The organism is Modestobacter sp. SYSU DS0875 (genome assembly GCF_054050915.1).
Window position 1 is genome coordinate 15,356 of record NZ_JBJHAH010000019.1, and the last position, 20,401, is coordinate 35,756.

Consider the following 20,401-nt stretch of genomic DNA (forward strand, 5'->3'; position numbering starts at 1 on the left):
GTACGACTAGCCGATCTCGTCCAGCGGCAGGCCGACGTAGAGCATGCCGATGAGCTCCCCGGCTGCGGAGTGCACGCCGGTGTACGCGGTGAAGTACTCCCGGCCGGCGACCATGGCCGGCCCGGTGTAGGTCTGCCCGGCGAGCACCGCGGCGAGCACCGGGTTCGGGCTGCCATCGGGGTTGGTGCGGGGGATGTAGGTGCCGATGTTGCGCCGCCCCGCCGGGGTGACCACCGACGTGGCCGCCCGGACCATGCTGCCCTCGGCGTCGAGGCGCTGGAAGAGCGTGCAGCTGCCGCCCACCTCGGCGACGACCGCGTCGACCAGCCGCGCCGGGCGGCGCGGGTCGTCGTCCCGGTCCACCGGCACGCCGCCGAGCAGCAGCTCCGGGAGCGTCGCGCCGTGCGCGGCGTCGGTGGCCTGGTTGCGCACGGTCAGGCTCACCGCCTGCTCGCCCAGCGCCACGCCGCCGGCGTCGTCGAGCAGGTCCTGCGCGGTGGTCAGCGCCCGGCGGACGTAGGCCAGCCGCTGGCTGTCGGCGAGCTGCGCCACGGCGTCGGTGATCCGCGCCGAACCGCTCGCGGCCCGGTCGACGTTGTCCACCACCCGGTCGGTGGCGGCGCGCTGCTGGTCGACCGCGGCGCTGATCGCGTCCTGCGCCTCGGCGATGGACCCGAGCGTGCCGGTGATCCGCTGGATCGCGCTGACCGCCTGGCGGGTCTCGGACTGCACCGCCTCGATCTGCGAGCCGATGTCCTCCGCGGCCTGGGCGGTGCGGCTGGCCAGCTGCTTGACCTCGTCGGCGACGACGGCGAACCCGCGGCCGACCTCGCCGGCGCGGGCGGCCTCGACGAAGGCGTTGAGCGCCAGGAAGCGGCTCTGCTGGCTGATCGCGGAGATCAGCCGGACCATCTCGGTGATCGACTCGCTCGCCGTCTGCAGCGCGGCGATCCGCTCGTCGACGGCCTGGGCGTCGCGGACGGCCTCCTCGGCCACCGCCGAGGCGCGCGAGGTGCTGGCGGAGATGTCGGAGATCGCCGCCCGCAGCTCGGTGAGCGACTCCGCGGCCTCGCGCGAGGTGTCGGAGACCTCCCGGCTGGCCGAGGAGAGCACCCCGGCCTGCTTGGCCGCGGTCTCCAGTGTGCCGTCGTGCTCGGCCCGCCGGCGGGGACGGGCGGGCGGTGCCGGCGGCGGTTCGGCCGTCGTGGTCGTCGGCGGGGTGCTCCCAGCAGTGGACCAGCGCACGAACAGGCTCCTTCCGGCGCGCCCGAGCGCCACCGGCCGGACGTCGCGGGCACCGGGTGCGCCTGTGGGCAGCGCCCGGTCCTCCGACATGGACAGCAGTTCCGCCGGCAGGGCTCCTGTGACCGGCCGGCGGACCGCGAGGCGAATGCTAGGAGCTGGGAACGTCGTTCTCCCGCCCCCGCGTGATGACGCGCCGACCCTGGGTGATCGGCGGGGCGCGGGATCGTTTCCATCTGACGGATGTCAGACCGGGTCGACGACGTCTCGCACTGCCGCGGCCGCACCTCCGGCCACCAGCCTGGTGCCCGTGTCCGAGACCCCCGCCCTCGACATCGAGGGGCTGACCGTCCGGTACGGCGGCGGCACCGTCGCCGTCGACGCCCTGGACCTGCGCATCGGCACGGGCGAGACCGTCGCCCTGCTCGGCCCCAACGGAGCCGGCAAGTCCTCGACCGTCAACGCGGCGCTGGGCCTGTTCCGCCCCACCGCCGGCCGCGTGCGCCTGCTCGGCCGGGCGCCGGGCGCCGCCGTCCGGGCCGGTGCGGTCGGCGCGATGCTGCAGCACGGCGGCCTGCCCAGCGAGACCCGGGTGGGGGAGGTGCTCCGCCTCGTCGCCGGCAGGTACCCGGCGCCCTGGCCGCTGGCGGACCTGGCCACCACCGTCGGCATCGACGGGCTGCTCGACCGGCGCACCGACGCGCTGTCCGGCGGCCAGCGGCAGCGGGTGCTGCTGGCCGTCTCGTTGGTCGGCTCCCCGCCGCTGCTGCTCCTCGACGAGCCGACCGCGGCGATGGACGTCGAGGCGCGGCGGGCCTTCTGGACGACGATGCGCGGACTGGTCCGGCTCGGGCACACCGTCGTGTTCGCCACCCACCACCTGGAGGAGGCCGAGGCGGTGGCCGACCGCGTGGTCGTCGTCGACGGTGGCCGGGTGGTGGCCGACGGATCGGTCGCCGACGTGACCCGGGGCGCGGGGGAGCGCACCGTCCGGTTCCGCGCCGGCGGCCCGCGGGGCGAGCTGGCCGACCTGCCCGGGGTGACCGGCGTGGGCGGCTCGGCCGACGTCGTCGAGCTGACCACCAGCGACCCCGAGGCGACGCTGCGCGCCCTGCTGTCCCGCTTCGACCGGCTCCCGGACCTGGAGGTCCGCGGCGCCAGCCTCGAGCAGGCGTTCCTCGCGCTGCTGAGCGGTCGCACCCCGACCCGACCCACCACCGGAGCCGACCGATGACCGACCTGCTGCTCTTCCAGCTGCGCCGCGTGGGGCGGAACAAGCAGTACCTGTTCTTCACCGTGCTGCTGCCCGCGCTGTTCACCGTCTTCTTCACCGAGGTCTTCGGTGGCTACGCGGGGAGCGCCCGTGAGTACCAGGACTGGGCCCGCGACTACATGGTCTCGATGATGAGCTACGGCGCGCTGAGTGCCAGCCTGGGCGCCACCATCCGGCTGGCCTTCGACCGCAGGTCCGGGTGGCTGCGCCAACTGCGGGTCACCCCGATCCCGGCCGGTGCGGTGCTCACGGTCGAGGGGCTCGTCGGTGCGCTACTGGTCCTCCCCAGCCTGGTGGTGGTCGCGCTGGTCGGCCGGCTGGTCAACGGCGTGCAGCTGGGTCCGGCCACCTGGCTCGGCCTGGCCGCCGTGCTGTGGGCGGGGTCGGCGGTGTTCGTCGTGCTGGGCCTCCTGCTCGGGCTGGCCCTGGACGACCGGGCCGCCGGAGGGGCGATCGGGATCCTGAGCACCGTGCTCGCCGCCCTGGGCGGGCTGTGGGTGCCGGTGGAGGTGCTCCCGGACGGGCTGGCCGCGGTCGCCCACGCGCTGCCCTCCTACTGGTATGCCGAGCTCGGGCGGGACGTCGTCACCGGCGCCCCGCCCTCACCGGCCGCCGTGCTGACCCTGGCCGGGTTCGGCCTGGTCTTCGCGGCGGCGGCTCTCGCCGTCGCCCGGCGGCGTCCGCTGCACGCGGTCGCCGGCTGAGCCGGTGGAGGTGCGGCGGGGCGATACCGTCGCCGCCGTGGAGACCGGCGGCCGGAACTGGCGGGGAGCGGTGTGGTCGCTGCCCTGGCTGTTCTTCCAGCTGTTCCCGATCGCCGACCTCGTCGGCACCCCGCGCCCGGCGAGCGCGGTCGTGCTGGCGGTGGCCGGGCTGGTGGTCTTCACCGCGACGTACCTCTACTGCGTGACCGCGCTGCCGGGCACCGGCGGAGCCCGCTGGGACCTGGCGGTGCTGGCGGTGCTCGGCGTGGTGCTCGCCGTCGCCTTCGGCAGCGCGTGGGCCGGGCTGATGATCTACGTCTCGGCCGCGGCGTCGATGACGCTGCCGCACCGCTGGATCTGGCCCGTGGCCGGCGCGGCGGCCGCGGTGTCCGCCGCGGTGCTGGCGGTCAACGACGACTTCAGCCTCGCCGTCATCCCGGCGCTGTGCCTGCTCACCGCGTTCGCCATGCGCGGCATGCGGTACCTGATCACGGTCAACCGCGAGCTCACCGAGGCTCGCGAGGAACTGGCCCGCAACGCCGTCGCGGAGGAGCGGCTGCGCTTCGCCCGCGACCTGCACGACCTGCTCGGGCACTCGCTGTCGCTGATCGCGCTCAAGAGCGAGCTGGCCCGCCGGCTGGCCGCGCGCGACCCGGCCCGGGCCGCGGCGGAGATGGGGGACGTCGAAGAGGCGGCCCGCCGGGCGCTGGCCGAGGTGCGCGACGCCGTCAGCGGGTACCGGCAGGTCAACGCCGCCCAGGCGCTCGCCGAGGCCCGGGCTGCGCTCACCGGCGCCGGCATCGCCGTCCGGCTGCCCGACCGCGTGCCGGTGCTGCCGGGCACCGTGGACGCCGCGCTGGGCTGGGTGGTGCGCGAGGCGACGACCAACGTGCTGCGGCACAGCGGCGCCCGACGGGTGACCGTCTCGCTCACCGAGGACGGCGTCACCGCTGCCCTGGCCATCGAGGACGACGGGACCGGGACCGGGGAGCGGATCCAGGTGGTCGGTGCGTCCTCGGGCTCGGGGCTGGCCGGGCTGCGGGAGCGGGTCGCCGCGCTGGGCGGCGAGCTCACCGCGGGCCGGGTGGACGACGGCGGCTGGCGGCTCGCCGTCCGCCTGCCGCTGCAGCCGGCCGGGGCGGCGGCCCGGTGATCCGGGTGCTGCTGGCCGAGGACCAGACCCTGGTCCGCGGCGCGTTGCGGGCGCTGCTGGACCTGGAGGAGGACATCGAGGTGGTCGCCGAGGTGGGCCGCGGCGACCTGGTCGTCGCCGCCGCCCGGGAGCACCGTCCCGACGTCGCCCTGCTGGACATCGAGATGCCCGGTCAGGACGGCATCGAGGCCGCGCGGGAGCTCGCCGGCGCGCTGCCGGAGGTGCGGGCGGTCGTGCTCACCACGTTCGGCCGGCCGGGGTTCCTGCGCCGGGCGATGGAGGTGGGGGCGGCCGGGTTCCTGGTCAAGGACTCCCCGGTGGCCGAGCTGGCGCGGTCGATCCGCGCGGTGGTGGCGGGGGAGCGGGTGATCGACCGCGACCTCGCCGCGGCGGCGCTGGCGATGGGCGCCACGCCGCTGTCGACCCGGGAGGCCGACGTGCTGCGGGCCGCGGCCGACGGGGCGACCGTCGCCGACATCGCCGGGCGGCTGTTCCTCAGCGAGGGGACGGTGCGCAACTACCTGTCCTCGGCGATCGGCAAGACCGGCGCGCGCACCCGGGTGGAGGCCGCCCGGGTGGCCGAGGAGAAGGGCTGGCTCTAGCGGGGCTGGTCGAGGTCCATCGCCGCGGAGCCCCCGCGGTGGGCGCTCCACGGGCCGCTGCCCCAGGGGGCCGTGGTGGTGCCGGGGTCGCCGGACTGCGCGGGCAGCTCGGCGGTGTCCGGCGCGGCGTGCCGGGGGGCCGGCTCGCGCATGAGCGTGTCGAGGTCCAGCACCCGGACGTGGATGACGTTGCGCTGCTGCAGCGCCGCCCGCAGCGCGCGGTGCAGGCCGTCCTCCAGGTACATCTCGCCGTGCCACTGGACGGCGTGCGGGAACAGGTCGCCGTAGAAGGTGGAGTCGTCGGCCAGCAGGGCGTCCAGGGCCAGCTCGCGCTTGGTCGTGACCAGCGTGGCGAGCCGGATCTGCCGCGGCGGGATCATCGCCCAGTCACGGGTGGAGAAGTTGTGGTCGGGATACGGCCGCCCGTCCCGCACCGCCTTGAAGATCAGAGCTGGTCCTCCCGTTCCCCCGGACACCCCCGGAGGGGTGCTCTCGACCGCCGTCCACCCTAGTGGGCCGGGCCCCGCCACGCCGACGGCCGGGACGGCACCGACGACCGGGACGGCGCCGGGCACCCGGTGCCACCGCGAGCCGGACGACGGCGGGGGAGTGCGGTCGTATGCTGGCACTCGGCTCGCGCGAGTGCCAGGACGCGTCCTGGTCGGCCGTGCGCGGGCCCGTCGAACCGGTACGGGAGGTGTCAGCCGTGGCGCACGACGACCGGCGCCTGCGGGTGCTGCGAGCCATCGTCCAGGACTACGTCTCCACCAACGACCCGGTGGGGAGCAAGGCGCTGGCCGCGCGGTACGACCTCGGGGTCTCCCCGGCCACCATCCGCAACGACATGGCGGTGCTGGAGGAGGAGGGGTACATCGCCCAGCCGCACACCAGCGCCGGGCGGGTGCCCACCGACAAGGGCTACCGCCTCTTCGTCGACCGGCTGTCCTCGGTCAAGCCGCTGTCGGCCGCCGAGCGGCGGGCCATCGAGCGCTTCCTCGACGGCGCCGTCGACCTGCACGACGTGCTCGGCCGCAGCGTCCGGCTGCTGGCCCAGCTCACCCGCCAGGTCGCCGTCGTCCAGTACCCGACGCTGTCGCGCAGCGCCGTCCGGCACCTCGAGCTCGTGCCGCTGACCAGCAGCCGGCTGCTCATGGTGCTCATCACCGACACCGGCCGGGTCGAGCAGCGCGTCGTCGACACCCCGGACGACGTCGAGCCCGACACCGTCGCCGAGCTGCGCACGCTGCTCAACGCCGCCTTCACCGGCAAGAAGCTCGCCGAGGCCAGCGACAAGGTCGGCGACCTGGTCGAGAACGCCCGGCCGCAGCTGCGGCCGCTGGTCGCCGCGGTCAGCGCCACCCTGCTGGAGACGCTGGTCGAGCCCTCGGAGGACCGGCTGGTCATCGGCGGCACGGCGAACCTCGCGCAGGGCAGCGCGCTGGACTTCCCGGGCACCTTCCGCCCGCTGCTGGAGGCCCTGGAAGAACAGGTGGTCGTCCTGCGGTTGATGGCCGAGGTGGGTCCGAGCACGGTGACGGTGAGCATCGGTGAGGAGAACGAGCACGAGGCGCTGACCGCGGCGTCGTTCGTCTCCGTGGGCTACGGGTCCGGCGACCAGGCGCTCGGCGGCCTCGGCGTCGTCGGCCCCACCCGGATGGACTACGCAGGCAACATGGCCGCGGTACGAGCCGTGGCCCGCTACGTCGGCCACCTGCTGGCCGAGAGCTGAGGACGGGACAAGACTGCATGGCGACCGACTACTACGGCGTGCTGGGCCTGGCCCCCGGAGCGACCGACTCCGAGATCAAGAAGGCCTACCGCCGGCTGGCGCGGGACCTCCACCCCGACGTCAACCCCGCCCCGGAGGCCAAGGAGCGCTTCGGTGAGGTCAGCCGCGCCTACGAGGCGCTGACCGACCCGGAGAAGCGCCGCATCATCGACCTCGGCGGCGATCCGTACGACACGAACGGCGGCCGGGGCGGCAGCCCGTTCGGCAACGCCGGCTTCGGTGGGCTCGGCGACATCATGGACGCCTTCTTCGGTGGCGCCGGAGCCGCGCGCGGTCCGCGCGGCCGGGTCCGCGAGGGCAGCGACGCGCTCATCCGGGTCGAGCTCGACCTGGCCGAGACGGTCTTCGGGACGACGACGGAGATCACCGTCGACACCGCGGTGGTCTGCGACGTCTGCACCGGTGCCGGCACCGCCCCGGGCACCCACCCCGAGACCTGCCCCACCTGTAACGGCCGCGGCGAGGTGCAGAGCGTGCAGCGCTCCTTCCTCGGCCAGGTCATCGCCAGCCGCCCCTGCCCGACCTGCCAGGCCACCGGCCAGGTCATCCCGAACCCGTGCGCGCAGTGCGGCGGTGACGGCCGGGTCCGCGCCCGCCGCACCATCCCGGTGAAGATCCCCGCCGGCGTCGAGGACGGCATGCGCATCCGGCTGGCCGGCCACGGCGAGGTCGGCCCCGGCGGCGGCCCGGCCGGCGACCTCTACGTCGAGGTGCACGAGCGCCCGCACGACGTCTTCACCCGCGACGGCGAGGACCTGCACTGCCGGGTCACGCTGCCGATGACCGCCGCCGCGCTGGGCACCACGCTCAAGCTGGAGACCCTCGACGGCAACGAGGACCTCGCCATCCGGCCCGGCACCCAGTCCGGCAGCGTGCTCACCCTGCGCGCGCACGGCGCCCCGCGGCTGCGCGGCACCGGCCGGGGCAACCTGCTGGTGCACATCGAGGTGCAGACCCCCAGCCGGCTCGACGAGCGCCAGCAGGAGCTGCTGCGCGAGCTCGCGGCGCTGCGCGGTGAGGAGCTGGCCGACGGTGCCGCGGCCAACCACGGCGGCGGCCTGTTCTCCCGGGTGCGCGACGCGTTCAACGGCCGATGAGCGAGGCCCCGGACGCGCCCGCGGCGGACGGTGCCCCCCTCTTCCTGCTCGACCAGGTGCCCGACGGCGACGTCGTCACCGTGGACGGCACCGAGGGGCGGCACGCGGTCGACGTGCTGCGGCTGGCCTCGGGCGAGCGGGTCAAGGTCGCCGACGGCCGCGGCCTGCTCGTCGAGGGCACGGTCACCGCGGCCGGGCCCGGCGGGCTGCAGGTGCAGGTGGACGCCCGGCACGAGGTGCCCGCCCCGCAGCCGGAGTTCGTGCTGGTCCAGGCGCTGCCCAAGGGCGACCGCGGGCCGCTCGCCGTCGACCTCGCCACCGAGCTGGGCGTCGACCGGATCGTGCCGTGGACCGCGGCCCGCTGCGTCACCCGCTGGCGCGATGACCGGGTGGAGAAGGGCCTGGCCAAGTGGCGCTCGGCCGCCCGGGCGGCCAGCAAGCAGGCCCGCCGGCCGCGGGTGCCCGAGGTGACCGAGCCGATGACCACCCGCCAGGTGGTCGGCCTGCTCGCCGACGTCGACCTGATCCTGGTGCTGCACGAGCAGGCGCGGGAGCCGTTCGCCCGGGTCGAGGTGCCGGCCACCGGCACCGTCGCCGTCGTCGTCGGCCCCGAGGGCGGGCTCACCGACGGCGAGGTGGTGGCATTCCGCGCCGCCGGTGCCCGCTCGGTGCGGCTGGGCGCCGAGGTGCTGCGCACGTCGACCGCCGGCGCCGCCGCCCTCGCCGCACTCAGCGCCCGCACCCGCTGGGCCTGACCTCCCCGGTGATCATGGGCGGGTTGCCGGGGACAGGCCGCGGGACGGCGTGGCGACCGGCGAGACGCCCATGACCGACAACGGTGGGGTCATCTGATCGCCTGCCGGGCGCGGGCGCTGACCAGGTCGACCCCCGCGGTCAGCAGCACGACGGCCACCAGCACCGTGGTCACCGCGGCCCAGTCGAAGGTGGCCAGCGACGTCGCCAGCAGCGCGCCCAGCCCGCCGGCACCCAGCAGCCCGATCAGCACGGTGTCCCGGATCGCGACCTCCCACCGGTACAGCGCGTAGGCCAGCACCGGCCCGACGGCCCGCGGCGCCACGCCGTACAGCCAGCCGGCCACCGGCGGCGCGCCCATCGCCGCCAGCGCCGCCCGCGGTCGCGGGTCGAGCTCCTCGGTGGCCTCCGCGGCGAGCCGGCCCAGCACCCCCAGGGTGTAGACGCCGAGCGCGAGCGCCCCGGGCAGGACGCCGGGCAGCAGCACGAACAGCAGCACCAGCGCCCACACCGGTGGCGGCACGGCGCGCAGCACCAGCAGCGCCAGCCGGACGACGCTGCCCACCACCCGGCGCCCCGGGCCCGGGCGCCCGGCCGGGTGCGCGGCCACCCCGGCCAGCAGCACCGCCCCGACGGTGGCGACGGCGATCGCGATCACCGACATCTGCAGCGTCTCCACCCCGGCGGTGACGACGGCGCGCAGCAGGCCGGCATCGGTGGCCGGCGGCCAGGCGGCGGCCAGCACGTACCGCAGCTGCTCGCCGGTGCGGTCGGAGACCAGGGTCGCGGGGGAGACCGCCAGGTACCACCAGGCCCATCCCACCGCGGCGACGGTGACCGCCACTGCGCTGGTGAGCCCCGGGTCGCGCCGGAGCCGGTCACCCGACGAGCGCGGCGACGCGACCCGCCGGCGCACCGCCCGACCGGCCACCACGGCCAGCACGCAGAGGGCGGTGAGCGCGTAGACGCAGGTCCACACCTGCCCCCAGCGCAGCGAGGTGAACGACAGCGACAGCTGGTACCCCAGCCCGCCGGCGCCGATCAGCCCGAGCACCACCGCCGAGCGCACCGCGCACTCCAGCCGGTAGAACGAGTACGACAGCAGCCCGCCCGACGCCGGCGGCAGCAGTCCGTAGACGACGGCGGCCACCCGACCGGCGCCGGCGGCGAGCAGCGCGTCGTGCGCGCCGCGCGGCACCTCGTCGAGCAGGTCGGCGAACACCTTCGCCGTCACCGCCCCGTACGGGATGCCGATCGCCAGCACGCCGACCCACGGGTCCAGGCCCAGCAGGTTGACCAGCAGCAGCCCCCACACCGCCTCGTGCAGCCCGCGGGGCACGGCCAGTGCGCCGCGGGCCAGCAGCCACCCGGCCCGCCGCCGTCCCCAGGTGGTGCGGGCGACGGCGACCGCGCCGACCGCCCCCAGCCCGACCGCCAGGGCGGTGCCCAGCGCCGCGTAGGCGATGGTCACCAGCGTCGCGGAGCCCAGCACCGAGAGGAAGGCGGGGTCGAGCTCGGGGGCGAGGGCGGCCGCGGCGAACCGGCCGAACTGCGCCGTCCCCGACCGGTTGACCACCTCGCCGGCGAGCAACCCGGCTCCGGCCAGCGCCCCGCCGACGACGGCGAGCGTTCCCAGCCCCCAGGCCCACCGGGTGCGCGCCCGCCGCAGCCGGGGGGCGGGCATCGCGGTCAGCACCGTCACCGCGGCGCCCCGTAGAACTCGGCCAGGTCACCGGCGGTCAGCCGCGCCGCCGGGGCGTCGAGCACCACCCGCCCGTCGACCAGCCCGACCACCCGGGTGCAGTGCCGCAGCGCCAGCGCCGGGTCGTGCAGCGAGGCCACCAGCGCGCCGTTCCGCTCGGCGGCGAGCCCGGCCAGCAACCCGAGCACCGAGTCGGCGAGCACCGGGTCCAGCGCGGAGGCGGGCTCGTCGGCGAGCACCACCTCCGGGCGCTGCACCAGCAGCCGGGCGACCGCCACTCGCTGCCGCTGCCCACCGGAGAGCCGCTCGGTGCGCTCGTAGGCCCGGTCGGCCAGCCCCACCGCCGACAGCGCGGCCAGCACCTCGGGCATCCCCTGCGGGCGCACCAGCGACCAGGCCGCCCGGGCCGCCGACCAGTCGCCGAGCCGGCCGGCGTTGACGTTGTGCACCACCCGCAGCTGGCCGACCAGCTCCAGGTGCTGGTGCACCGTGCCCATCCGGGCGCGCAGCCGGCGCAGCGCCGGCCCGCGCAGCGCCGCCGGGTCGGCGCCGAGCACCCGCAGTGCCCCCGCGGTGGGCTGCACCGAGCCGTTGACCAGCCCCAGCAACGTCGACTTGCCGGCGCCCGACGGCCCGACCAGCGCCACCCGCTCACCGGCGCCGACGGTCAGGTCGACGCCGGTGAGGGCGGGGGTGCCGCCGTAGCGGACCGAGACGCCGTCCAGCCGGATAACGGCGGTCAGCTGATCAGCCCCAGCTCGCGGCCGATCTCCTCGATCTGGGTGTAGTTCGAGGCCTCGGTCGGGATGAACGACCCGGCGCCGAACAGCTCGAGCACCTCGGCGTCGTCCGGGTCGTCGGCGGACAGCCCGGTGAACCAGTCGGTCAGCCGGCCGGGCAGGTCCGCGCCGATCCGTTCGACCGCCTGCGGCCCGAGCAGCCAGTGGTAGTCGTGGTAGGCCGGGGTGCGGGCGTACTGCACCACGGCGGGGTCGACCGCGCCCTCCTCGCTGCGGGAGGTCCACACCTGCTCGTTGAGCACGCCGGCCTGGTAGCTGCCCGACGCCACCAGCGCCAGCGTCGCGTCGTGCGAGCCGGAGAACCCGGGCCCGCCGGGGAAGCCCTCGGGGTCCACGCCCTGCTGCTGCAGGAACCAGGCGGGCATCAGCCGGCCGGAGGTGGAGGTCTCGCTGCCGTAGGTGAACCGCAGGTCGGCCAGCGGGGCGAGGTCGTCCGACGGTGCGAGCCCGGTGGCGGTGTTCACCACGAACACCGAGTGGAAGTCCTCGTCGATGTCGCGCTGGGCGATGGGCTCCGCGCCGGGGGTCTGCAGCCGGGCCTGCACGCCGGTGAGGCCGCCGAACCAGACCAGGTCGAGGTCGCCGGTGCGGAAGAGGGAGACGGCGGCGCCGTAGTCGGTCACCGGCTGGTAGGTGACGTCCAGGTCGAGCGCGTCGGACATCGCGTCCGCGACGGTGCCGTGCAGCCGCTGCAGGACCTCGGGGTCCTGGTCGGGGATGGCGCCGATGGTGAGGGTCTGGCGGCCGCCGCTGGTCGGTGCGGCAGAGCCCCCGGAGCCGGTCACGGGGGAGGAGCGGTCGCCGCAGGCGGCGAGCGCGGCGGCGGTGACGGTGGCCGCGGCGCCGGTGAGGAAGCCGCGCCTGCTCACCCTCCTGTTCGCTTGTACGAGGCCACCCGACCGGACGGCGGAACGGGTGCTCACTACGTCCTCGCGGGGGGACGGGGAACGGACACGGGGGCCTCCACGTGGGCTCGGGGAACGGGTGCGCCCATCCTGGCGCACCCGTACCCCGAGGGGCCCCGCCGGGTTCAGCCCAGTTCGACGATGCTGCGCGTGACGCCGGCCTGCTCGGTGAGCACCTCGCCGATGTGCTGCTGGGTCTCGTTGATCCGGCCGACGATCTCCCGGATGGAGGTCAGTGCGCCGACGACGTTCTGCACGTCGCCCTGGATGGTGGCCACCCGGCCGCTGACGTCCTCGGTGGCCTGCGCGGTCTCCCGGGCCAGCTCCTTGACCTCCCCGGCGACGACCGCGAACCCCTTGCCGGCGTCGCCGGCGCGCGCGGCCTCGATGGTGGCGTTGAGGGCCAGCAGGTTGGTCTGCTCGGCGATCCCGTTGATCACCTTGACCACCTTGTCGATCTCCGCGCTGGAGCGGCCGAGCCCGGCGACGAACTCGCTGGCCTCCCCGGCGACCCGCTGCCCGTCGCCGGCCACCTGGGTGGCCTCGGCGACGTTGCGCTGCACCTCGTCGATGGAGGCGACCATCTCCCGGCCGGCGTCGGCGATCCGCTTGGCGGCCCTGATCCGCTCCATCGTCTGGCCGATCAGGAAGGCGGTGTTGCGCAGGGCGTCCTTGCGGCTGTCGGCCATGATCAGTCTCCGCTTGGCGAAGAAGTCCATCGTGCCCACGATGCGGCCCTCGACCTCGATCGGGAGGCAGACGCCAGACCTGACGCCGGCCGCCCGCGCCGAGGGCGCCCGCACGCAGTCGGTGACCGAGCCGAGGTCCTCGACGAAGACCAGGTCGTGCGCCGCCCAGGTGCGCCCGGCCACGCCGACGCCCTCGGCGAAGCTCGCGTCGCGGCTGACGGCGTGGAACTCCGCGCCCAGGTCGCCGGACTCCAGGGACAGCACGAGCGCGTCGCGGCCCTCGTCCACCGTCCAGAAGGAGCCGTACTGCCAGTCGAACTCGCGCCGGATGGTGTCCAGCGCGGTGGTGACCGCCTCCTCGACGTCGGTCGCCCGGCTGAGCCGGCGCAGCAGGCCGCTGGTGGCGGCGACGTCACCGGCGGCCCGCTTCTGGTCCGCGGCCTCGGCGACCCGGCCGAAGGCCTGTGACACCAGCAGGCCGACCGCCCGCAGCGCTGCCAGCCGCTCCGCGGAGGGGCTGAGGGTCTCGGTGGTGAAGAAGTCCATCGTGCCGATCACCTGGCCCTTCCGCGTGATCGGGAAGCAGACCCCGCTGCGCACCCCGGCGCGCTGGGCGGCGGGGGCGCGGACGCAGTCGGTCATCTCGCCGAGGTCGGCGACGAAGAACAGGTCCCGGCTCCTCCAGGCGCGGCCGGAGAGCCCGACGCCCTCGGCGAAGGAGGCGCTCAGGGTGACCTCGCGGAACTCCTGACCGGCGGTGCCGGACTCCACGGCGAAGTGCAGCGCGTGGTCGTCGGGGGAGATCCGCCAGTAGGAGCCGTAGGCCCAGCCGAAGTCCTCCCGGACGGTGTCCAGCGCGGCCCGTGCCACCTCGTCCTCGGTCGAGGCGCCGTCGAGGGCGACCAGCACCCGGGTGACCGCGGTGACGTCCGAGCGCGCTTCCGCCAGCAGGGCCAGGACGTCCTGGTCCGCCTGCCGGTTCGCTCCGAACCTCATTGCTGCACTCCTGATGCCGGTGGTCACGGGATCCGTCCCACGACTCCTCGGCAGGTCCCGGCCGGAACTTGAACGCAGATGATCAAGTTGTGCGCAGTGGAATAGACGACGTGGTTCCGGATCGGGTCGGGGACTACGGTTCCCGCCATGACCGGGACCAGCAGCGACTGCCTGTTCTGCCGCATGGTCGCGGGGGAGATCGCCCCGGACGTCGTCCGGGAGACCGGCCGCACCCTGGCGTTCCGGGACATCTCCCCGCAGGCGCCCACCCACGTGCTCGTCGTCCCCCGGGACCACCACCCGACGATCGGGGCCCTGACCGCCGCCGACCCGGCGCTCGCCGCAGAGCTCCTGGCCGCCGCGCAGGCGGTCGCGGAGCAGGAGGGGCTGGCGACGGCGGACAGCCCCGAGCCCGGCTGGCGGCTGGTGGTCAACAGCGGGCCGGACGGTGGGCAGACCGTGCACCACGTGCACCTGCACGTGCTCGGTGGCCGGGGCCTCACCTGGCCCCCGGGCTGAACGGCCGCTGCGCCAGCCCGGCCGGGGGAGCGCCGCGCGGGTAGACTCGCCCGCGTCACAGCCCCGTCGCAGGAAGGCAGGGTCGAGCGTACTTGCCCGACACCTCACCAGACGCCGTCCCGGCCGCCCTCACAGCGTCGGCCCGCGAGCTGTCCGCGCGTGCCGCGGCAGCCGGCGTCCCGGACGACACGGCCGTACCGGCCGACGTCCGCACCGCCATCACCGTTCCCGAGACCGTCTCCATGGTCGCCCTGCTGGGCTCCGGCGACGAGCTGCTCCGGCTGGTCGAGAGCGAGCTCGCCGCCGACGTCCACGTCCGCGGCAACGAGATCGCCGTCACCGGCCAGCCGGCGGACAACGCCTTCGCCGTCCGCGTCTTCGACGAGCTGATCGCGCTGCTCGCCACCGGCCAGGTCCTCCGGCCGGACTCGGTCCGCCGGGTCGTCGCCATGCTCAGGGCCGGCGGCTCCGAGCGCCCGGCCGACGTGCTCAGCCTGGACATCATCAGCCGCCGGGGCCGCACCATCCGGCCCAAGACGCTGAACCAGAAGCGCTACGTCGACGCGATCGACACCCACAGCGTGGTCTTCGGCATCGGCCCGGCCGGTACCGGCAAGACCTACCTGGCGATGGCCAAGGCCGTGCAGGCGCTGCAGACCAAGCAGGTCAACCGGATCATCCTGACCCGCCCCGCGGTCGAGGCCGGCGAGCGGCTGGGCTACCTGCCCGGCTCGCTGTCGGAGAAGATCGACCCGTACCTGCGCCCGCTGTACGACGCGCTGCACGACATGGTCGACCCCGAGTCGATCCCGCGGCTCATGCAGTCGGGCACCATCGAGGTGGCGCCGCTGGCGTACATGCGCGGCCGCACGCTCAACGACGCGTTCGTCATCCTCGACGAGGCGCAGAACACCACCGCCGAGCAGATGAAGATGTTCCTCACCCGGCTCGGGTTCGGCTCGAAGATGGTCGTCACCGGCGACGTCACCCAGGTCGACCTCCCCGGCGGCGCGCAGAGCGGGCTCCGGGTGGTCCGGGACATCCTGCAGGGCGTCGACGACGTGCACTTCTCGACGCTCAGCAGCTCCGACGTGGTGCGCCACCGCCTGGTCGGCGACATCGTCGACGCCTACGAGCGGTGGGACACCGCCCGGCAGACCGCCACCGCGACGGCTGCCGGCCCGTCCCGGACGGCCCGCCCCCGCCGGCAGCAGGGGAGCTGACCGCGGTGCCCGTCGAGGTCGCCAACGAGTCCGAGATCGCCGTCGACGAGGACGCGCTGGCCGGCGTCTGCCGCTACGTGCTCGACAGCCTGGACGTCAGCCCGCTGGCCGAGTTGTCGGTGCTCTGCGTCGACGTCGACTACATGGCCACGCTGCACGAGCGGTGGATGGGGGAGAAGGGGCCGACCGACGTCCTCGCCTTCCCGATGGACGAGCTGGACACCGGCCGTCCCGACGACCCCGAGCCGGGTCCGGCCCTGCTCGGCGACGTCGTCCTCTGCCCGGCCGTCGCCGTCCGCCAGGCCCGGGCCGCCGGCCACTCGATGGCCGACGAGCTGCTGCTGCTGGCCACCCACGGAGTGCTCCACCTGCTGGGCTACGACCACATGGAGCCCGACGAGGAGAAGGAGATGTTCGGCCTGCAGTCCTCGCTGCTGGAGGGCTGGCGCTCCGTGCCGCGTCAACCGGTCACCGGGGAACCGGTCACCAGCGGGCCCTCGGAGCCGGGGGTCCGATGAGCACGACAGCGATCGTCCTGCTGGTGATCGCCGTCCTCCTCGTCCTGCTCGCCGGTGTCTTCGGCGCGCTCGACGCCGCCCTGCAGCGGCTGTCCCCGGCCGGGGTCGACGAACTCCGGCGCGACGGGGTGAAGCGGGCGGCTGCGCTGACCGAGGTCATGACGGAGCGGGCCCGGCACGTGGCCCTGCTCCTGCTGCTGCGGAGCGTCTGCGAGATGACCGCGGCCGTGGTGGTCGCCGTCGTCCTCTACGACCTGGTCGAGGGCCTGGCCGCGGGGATCGCCAGCGCCGCCGCCGTCATGACGGTGGTGAGCTACGTGCTCGTCGGCGTCGGCCCCCGCACGCTCGGCCGCCAGCACGCCTACCCGATCGGGCTGGCCGCGGCCGGGCTGATCCGCCTCCTGGGCCGGCTGCTGGGCCCGGTCGCCACCCTCCTGATCCTGATCGGCAACGCCATCACCCCCGGTCGCGGCTACCGCGACGGGCCGTTCTCCAGCGAGGTCGAGCTGCGCGAGCTGGTCGACATGGCCGAGGAGCGCGGCGTGGTGGAGTCCGGCGAGCGGAACATGATCCACGGCGTCTTCGAGCTCGGCGACACCATCGCCCGCGAGGTGATGGTGCCCCGCCCCGACGTCGTGTGGATCGAGCGCGGCAAGAACCTGCGCCAGGCGCTGGCGCTGTGCCTGCGCAGCGGCTTCTCCCGCATCCCGGTGATCGGGGAGAACGTCGACGACATCATCGGCGTCGTCTTCCTGAAGGACCTCGTCCGCCGGTCGCAGGGGCTGGCCTCCGGTGACCCGGGGCCGCAGGTCGAGGACCTCATGCGCCGGGCGAGCTTCGTGCCGGAGTCCAAGCCGGTCGACCAGCTGCTGCGGGAGATGCAGGCCTCGCGCACCCACATGGCCGTCGTCGTCGACGAGTACGGCGGCTTCGCCGGCCTGGTCACCATCGAGGACATCCTCGAGGAGATCGTCGGCGAGATCGACGACGAGCACGACACCGTGCAGCGCCCGCCCGTCGAGGAGCTCGAGGACGGGGCGGTGCGGATCACCGCGCGGCTGCCGGTGGAGGACCTCGCCGACCTGTTCAAGGTCGAGCTGCCCGACGACGACGGCGTGGAGACCGTGGGCGGGTTGCTCGCCCGGGAGATCGGCATGGTGCCGATCGAGGGGTCGGCCGCCGAGGTCGGTGGGCTGCACCTGGTCGCGGAGAGCACCGGCGGGCGGCGCAACCAGATCGACACCATCGTCGTCACCCGGGTGCCCGAGTCAGGGTCGGACGACGACGGCGGCACCGAGGACGGCGACGAGGACACGACCGCCCGGCAGCCCGAGCCGGCCACCGTGGAATCCTGACTCCTCGTGAGCGCTGCTGAGCTGGACCCCGAGGACGCCAAGCTGATCACCCTGGCCCGCTCCGCGCGCGGCCGCACGGGGGCCGCCGAGGGGGCCGCGGTCCGCGACACCGACGGGCGCACCTACCTCGCCGCCACGGTGGCGCTGCCCTCGCTGCAGCTGACCGCGCTGCAGGCCGCCGTCGCCGCGGCCGTCTCCAGCGGGGTCGACGGCCTGGAGGCCGCCGCCGTGGTCAGCGAGGCGGAGTCGGTCGAGGCGGCCGGGCTGGCCGCCGTCCACGACCTGACCGCGTCCGCGCCGGTGCTGCTGGCGAGCCCCGACGGGACGGTCCGCGTCACCGCCTGACCGCCGAGCTGCCCGCCGGACACGGCCGGTCCGGGGCCCGCGTCCGGCACCGCATGGTCATCTCCCCGTCATGTGCGGTTTCGTGTAGTCGAGGACCCGCCGGGCAGGCCCTGAGTACGCCGTACCGGGGCAGGGCCCCAGCGTGAGGCCCTCAGCCGGCCGTCGAGCCGGTGCGCCCGGTCGTGGATCACGAGGAGGCGCGAACATGAGAGCAGTCATCTACAAGGAACCCGGCAAGGTGGCCGTGGAAGAGGTGGAGAACCCGCGCATCCAGGACCCCACCGACGTGATCGTCAAGATCACCTCGACCGCCATCTGCGGGTCGGACCTGCACATGTACGAGGGCCGCACCGGCGCGGAGCCGGGGATCGTCTTCGGCCACGAGAACATGGGTGAGGTCGTGGAGGTGGGGCCGGGCGTCGCCAGCGTGAAGGTCGGCGACCGGGTCTCCATGCCGTTCAACGTGGCCTGCGGTTTCTGCAAGAACTGCCTGGCCAACAAGACCGGGTTCTGCCTGACGGTGAACCCCGGCTTCGCCGGCGGCGCCTACGGCTACGTCTCGATGGGCCCCTACGGCGGTGGCCAGGCGGAGTACCTGCGGGTGCCGTTCGCCGACTTCAACTGCCTGCAGCTGCCCAAGGGCACCGAGCACGAGAACGACTTCGCAATGCTCGCCGACATCTTCCCGACCGGCTACCACGCCGCAGAGCTGGCGCAGGTCAGCCCGGGGGAGAGCGTGGTCGTCATGGGCGCCGGCCCGGTGGGCCTGATGGCCGCCTACTCCTCGGTGCTGCGCGGGGCCGCCCAGGTGCTGGTGGTGGACAAGGTGCCCTCCCGGCTGAAGCTGGCCGAGCAGATCGGGGCCACTCCGATCGACTTCAGCCAGGCCGACACCGTGGAGCAGGTGCTGGAGCACACCGACGGCAACGGGGCGGACAAGGGGATCGACGCTGTCGGCTACCAGGCGCGGGCCCAGGACGACGAGGAGTCCCCGGCGATCGTGCTCAACACCCTCGTCGACGCCGTCCGGGCGACCGGCCGGCTCGGCGTGGTCGGGCTGTACGTGCCCTCCGACCCCGGCGCACCCAATGAGCACGCGGCGAACGGTGAGCTGTTGTTCAAGGTCGGCAAGTTCTTCGAGAAGGGCCTCACGATGGGCACCGGACAGGCCGACGTGAAGTCCTACAACCAGCAGCTGCGCGATCTCATCATCGAAGGACGGGCCGAACCCAGCTTCGTGGTCAGCAAGGAGCTCCCGCTGGACCAGGCCCCCGAGGCCTACCAGCACTTCGACAACCGCGAGGAAGGCTGGAGCAAGGTCGTGCTGAAGCCGGGGGCTGCAGCGGCGTGAGCACGGACGGCAGCCCCTCACCGGAACGGGGCGGCCATCCTGCCGTCGGCCCGGACGCGCACGCGCCGGGCCGACGGGGTCCCTCCGGCTCCATGATCGGGGCCCTGGCGGCCGAGCTGCTGGGTTCCTGGTTCTACATCTGGATGGGCACCGGGGCGGTGCTGGCCACGGCCGGCACCGCCGGCGGCGAACCGGTGCTGGACATCACCGCGGTCAGCGTCGCCTTCGCCTTCGCCGTGCTGGCCGCTGTCTACGTGACCGGGCCGATCAGCGGGGGTCACCTCAACCCGGCGGTCACCGTGGCGTTGGCGGCCGTGCGCCGGTTCCCGTGGCGAGCGGTGCCGGCCTACGTGGTCGCCCAGCTGCTCGGGGCGGTCCTGGCTGCCCTGACCAACTGGGCCCTGTTCGGGGGCCGGGCGCGGGCGGACTTGCTGCTGGGTGCCACCACCCCCGGGGATCGGGGCGCCGGTGTCGCGCTGCTGGCGGAGATCGCGCTGACCCTGGCCCTGCTGCTCACCGTCATGGCGACGGCGATCGGACGGAACTCCGTCGGCCCGCTGAGCACGGGGCTGGCGATCGGCTTCGTGGTCGGTGCCGGGATCTTCACGACGATCAACGTCTCGGGCGGTTCGTTCAACCCGGTCCGCACCCTGGGTCCGATGATCGTCGCCGGCGCTTTCCCGGGCTGGTGGGTCTACGTCGTCGGTCCGCTGGTCGGGGCGGTGCTGGGTGCAGTGGTGTGGGAGCGGGTCCTGCAGCACGGGTCCCCGCCGGAGGTCGAGCGCTAGTCCAGCGGGCGGCCCAGGGCGTCGGCGAAGGCGTCGGCGTCGCGCACCAGCACGGTGAACGCCTCCTCGGTCTCCCCGTCCATGCCCAGGTGCCGGACGCTGACCCGGGTGCGCCCGGGCCACCACCCGCCGCGCCGGCGTGCCTTCGGCCAGCCGGCCGGCGGAGGACCGGGCACGACCTCCTGGACCAGCACCCGCGGGACGACGCGGAACGAGGAGACCTGGCGCAGCCCGGCGATGTCGGTGGAGACACCGGCGTCGGAGACGGTCAGCCGCCCGGTCGAGCCCACGACCACCAGCAGCGCCAGCGCCAGGGCGATCGGCAGCTCCGCGGCCACGCCTGAGCCGCCCTCACGCCAGGCGATGACGCCCAGCCAGGCGGCGAGGGCCAGCGCGGTCAGGCCGAGCACCAATGGGCCGGCCGGGTCGTACTGCCAGTAGCGCAGCGGGGCGGGGGTGACGGTGACCGAGCGCTTCGGCCCGCGGGCGGCGAAGTAGCCGTAGCTGGTGACCTGCGTGATGTGCCGCTCGCGGTCGCGGGCCGCCGTCACCGCCAGCGGCTCGCCCTGTTCACGTCGGGACCGGGGAGGCATGCGC

21 protein-coding genes and 1 pseudogene are annotated in these 20,401 nt (G+C 74.7%); 14 read left to right on the forward strand and 8 right to left on the reverse strand.

Annotated features, from left to right (window positions below):
- Nucleotides 1-6 precede the first annotated feature (6 nt).
- A complete protein-coding gene (locus tag ACI79Y_RS12875) occupies nucleotides 7-1,245 on the reverse strand; it encodes a Cache 3/Cache 2 fusion domain-containing protein (protein WP_457158851.1) in 1,239 nt (412 codons plus the stop codon).
- A gap of 307 nt (nucleotides 1,246-1,552) precedes the next feature.
- Between ACI79Y_RS12875 and ACI79Y_RS12880 the strand changes: the two genes are divergently transcribed.
- Genes ACI79Y_RS12880 through ACI79Y_RS12895 form a run of 4 tightly spaced genes read left to right on the forward strand, consistent with a single transcriptional unit; the run spans nucleotide 1,553 to nucleotide 4,974 of the window.
- Complete coding sequence (locus ACI79Y_RS12880; protein ID WP_457158852.1) at nucleotides 1,553-2,476, forward strand: ABC transporter ATP-binding protein; 924 nt, start codon at nucleotides 1,553-1,555, stop codon at nucleotides 2,474-2,476.
- Nucleotides 2,473-3,219 carry an ABC transporter permease gene (locus tag ACI79Y_RS12885; protein ID WP_457158853.1) on the forward strand — a complete coding sequence of 249 codons (747 nt, stop codon included), beginning with the start codon at nucleotides 2,473-2,475 and terminating at the stop codon, nucleotides 3,217-3,219. The genes ACI79Y_RS12880 and ACI79Y_RS12885 overlap by 4 nt, the downstream gene beginning before the upstream one ends.
- Nucleotides 3,220-3,256: 37 nt before the next feature.
- On the forward strand, nucleotides 3,257-4,372 hold the full coding sequence (locus tag ACI79Y_RS12890) for a sensor histidine kinase (RefSeq protein ID WP_457158854.1): 1,116 nt from the start codon (nucleotides 3,257-3,259) through the stop codon (nucleotides 4,370-4,372).
- Complete coding sequence (locus ACI79Y_RS12895; RefSeq protein WP_457158855.1) at nucleotides 4,369-4,974, forward strand: response regulator; 606 nt, start codon at nucleotides 4,369-4,371, stop codon at nucleotides 4,972-4,974. The genes ACI79Y_RS12890 and ACI79Y_RS12895 overlap by 4 nt, the downstream gene beginning before the upstream one ends.
- Here ACI79Y_RS12895 and ACI79Y_RS12900 read toward each other — a convergent pair.
- Entirely contained in the window at nucleotides 4,971-5,603 is a 633-nt protein-coding gene (locus tag ACI79Y_RS12900) for a type II toxin-antitoxin system VapB family antitoxin (protein ID WP_457158856.1), read from the reverse strand. The two genes, ACI79Y_RS12895 and ACI79Y_RS12900, sit on opposite strands and share 4 nt — an antisense overlap.
- Before the next feature lie 77 nt (nucleotides 5,604-5,680).
- Here ACI79Y_RS12900 and hrcA point away from each other — a divergent pair, with 77 nt between their 5' ends.
- Genes hrcA through ACI79Y_RS12915 form a run of 3 tightly spaced genes read left to right on the forward strand, consistent with a single transcriptional unit; the run spans nucleotide 5,681 to nucleotide 8,615 of the window.
- The gene (gene hrcA / locus ACI79Y_RS12905; RefSeq protein WP_457158857.1) at nucleotides 5,681-6,703 is read left to right on the forward strand and encodes a heat-inducible transcriptional repressor HrcA; all 1,023 of its coding nucleotides are present in this window, start codon (nucleotides 5,681-5,683) and stop codon (nucleotides 6,701-6,703) included.
- A 17-nt stretch (nucleotides 6,704-6,720) separates the two neighbouring features.
- The gene (gene dnaJ / locus ACI79Y_RS12910) at nucleotides 6,721-7,860 is read left to right on the forward strand and encodes a molecular chaperone DnaJ (protein ID WP_457158858.1); all 1,140 of its coding nucleotides are present in this window, start codon (nucleotides 6,721-6,723) and stop codon (nucleotides 7,858-7,860) included.
- Nucleotides 7,857-8,615, forward strand: coding sequence for a 16S rRNA (uracil(1498)-N(3))-methyltransferase (locus tag ACI79Y_RS12915; protein ID WP_457158859.1), 759 nt, complete (start codon nucleotides 7,857-7,859; stop codon nucleotides 8,613-8,615). The genes dnaJ and ACI79Y_RS12915 overlap by 4 nt, the downstream gene beginning before the upstream one ends.
- An 89-nt stretch (nucleotides 8,616-8,704) precedes the next feature.
- Here the strand turns inward: ACI79Y_RS12915 and ACI79Y_RS12920 are convergent, their stop codons facing one another.
- The 5 genes and pseudogenes from ACI79Y_RS12920 to ACI79Y_RS12940 form a co-directional block, all read right to left on the reverse strand.
- Nucleotides 8,705-10,315, reverse strand: a complete 1,611-nt coding sequence (locus ACI79Y_RS12920; RefSeq protein WP_457158860.1) for a PhnE/PtxC family ABC transporter permease — start codon at nucleotides 10,313-10,315, stop codon at nucleotides 8,705-8,707.
- On the reverse strand, nucleotides 10,312-11,058 hold the full coding sequence (locus ACI79Y_RS12925; protein WP_457158902.1) for a phosphonate ABC transporter ATP-binding protein: 747 nt from the start codon (nucleotides 11,056-11,058) through the stop codon (nucleotides 10,312-10,314). Before ACI79Y_RS12925 ends, ACI79Y_RS12920 begins: the two co-directional genes overlap by 4 nt.
- Nucleotides 11,055-11,984 (reverse strand): putative selenate ABC transporter substrate-binding protein, encoded by a 930-nt coding sequence (locus tag ACI79Y_RS12930; RefSeq protein ID WP_457158861.1) that lies wholly within the window; start codon nucleotides 11,982-11,984, stop codon nucleotides 11,055-11,057. The genes ACI79Y_RS12925 and ACI79Y_RS12930 overlap by 4 nt, the downstream gene beginning before the upstream one ends.
- A gap of 161 nt (nucleotides 11,985-12,145) precedes the next feature.
- Nucleotides 12,146-12,652, reverse strand: a complete 507-nt coding sequence (locus ACI79Y_RS12935) for a methyl-accepting chemotaxis protein (RefSeq protein WP_457158903.1) — start codon at nucleotides 12,650-12,652, stop codon at nucleotides 12,146-12,148.
- A 6-nt stretch (nucleotides 12,653-12,658) separates the two neighbouring features.
- Nucleotides 12,659-13,705, reverse strand: a pseudogene (locus ACI79Y_RS12940) (GAF domain-containing protein); the annotation flags it as partial.
- Nucleotides 13,706-13,852: 147 nt separating this feature from the next.
- Between ACI79Y_RS12940 and ACI79Y_RS12945 the strand changes: the two are divergent.
- From ACI79Y_RS12945 to ACI79Y_RS12975, 7 genes are all read left to right on the forward strand, one after another.
- Nucleotides 13,853-14,224: an HIT domain-containing protein gene (locus ACI79Y_RS12945; RefSeq protein ID WP_457158862.1), complete on the forward strand. Its 372-nt coding sequence runs from the start codon at nucleotides 13,853-13,855 to the stop codon at nucleotides 14,222-14,224.
- Nucleotides 14,225-14,316: 92 nt separating this feature from the next.
- The gene (locus tag ACI79Y_RS12950) at nucleotides 14,317-15,447 is read left to right on the forward strand and encodes a PhoH family protein (protein ID WP_457158863.1); all 1,131 of its coding nucleotides are present in this window, start codon (nucleotides 14,317-14,319) and stop codon (nucleotides 15,445-15,447) included.
- 5 nt (nucleotides 15,448-15,452) lie between these two features.
- A complete protein-coding gene (gene ybeY, locus ACI79Y_RS12955) occupies nucleotides 15,453-15,965 on the forward strand; it encodes an rRNA maturation RNase YbeY (RefSeq protein WP_457158864.1) in 513 nt (170 codons plus the stop codon).
- Nucleotides 15,962-17,320, forward strand: a complete 1,359-nt coding sequence (locus tag ACI79Y_RS12960; RefSeq protein ID WP_457158865.1) for a hemolysin family protein — start codon at nucleotides 15,962-15,964, stop codon at nucleotides 17,318-17,320. The genes ybeY and ACI79Y_RS12960 overlap by 4 nt, the downstream gene beginning before the upstream one ends.
- A 6-nt stretch (nucleotides 17,321-17,326) precedes the next feature.
- Nucleotides 17,327-17,665, forward strand: a complete 339-nt coding sequence (locus tag ACI79Y_RS12965) for a cytidine deaminase (RefSeq protein ID WP_457158866.1) — start codon at nucleotides 17,327-17,329, stop codon at nucleotides 17,663-17,665.
- Between the two features lie 205 nt (nucleotides 17,666-17,870).
- Complete coding sequence (locus ACI79Y_RS12970; protein ID WP_457158867.1) at nucleotides 17,871-19,016, forward strand: glutathione-independent formaldehyde dehydrogenase; 1,146 nt, start codon at nucleotides 17,871-17,873, stop codon at nucleotides 19,014-19,016.
- A 92-nt stretch (nucleotides 19,017-19,108) separates the two neighbouring features.
- Nucleotides 19,109-19,804 carry an MIP/aquaporin family protein gene (locus ACI79Y_RS12975; protein WP_457158868.1) on the forward strand — a complete coding sequence of 232 codons (696 nt, stop codon included), beginning with the start codon at nucleotides 19,109-19,111 and terminating at the stop codon, nucleotides 19,802-19,804.
- Here the strand turns inward: ACI79Y_RS12975 and ACI79Y_RS12980 are convergent.
- A complete protein-coding gene (locus tag ACI79Y_RS12980) occupies nucleotides 19,801-20,397 on the reverse strand; it encodes a hypothetical protein (protein ID WP_457158869.1) in 597 nt (198 codons plus the stop codon). The two genes, ACI79Y_RS12975 and ACI79Y_RS12980, sit on opposite strands and share 4 nt — an antisense overlap.
- Nucleotides 20,398-20,401 lie beyond the last annotated feature (4 nt).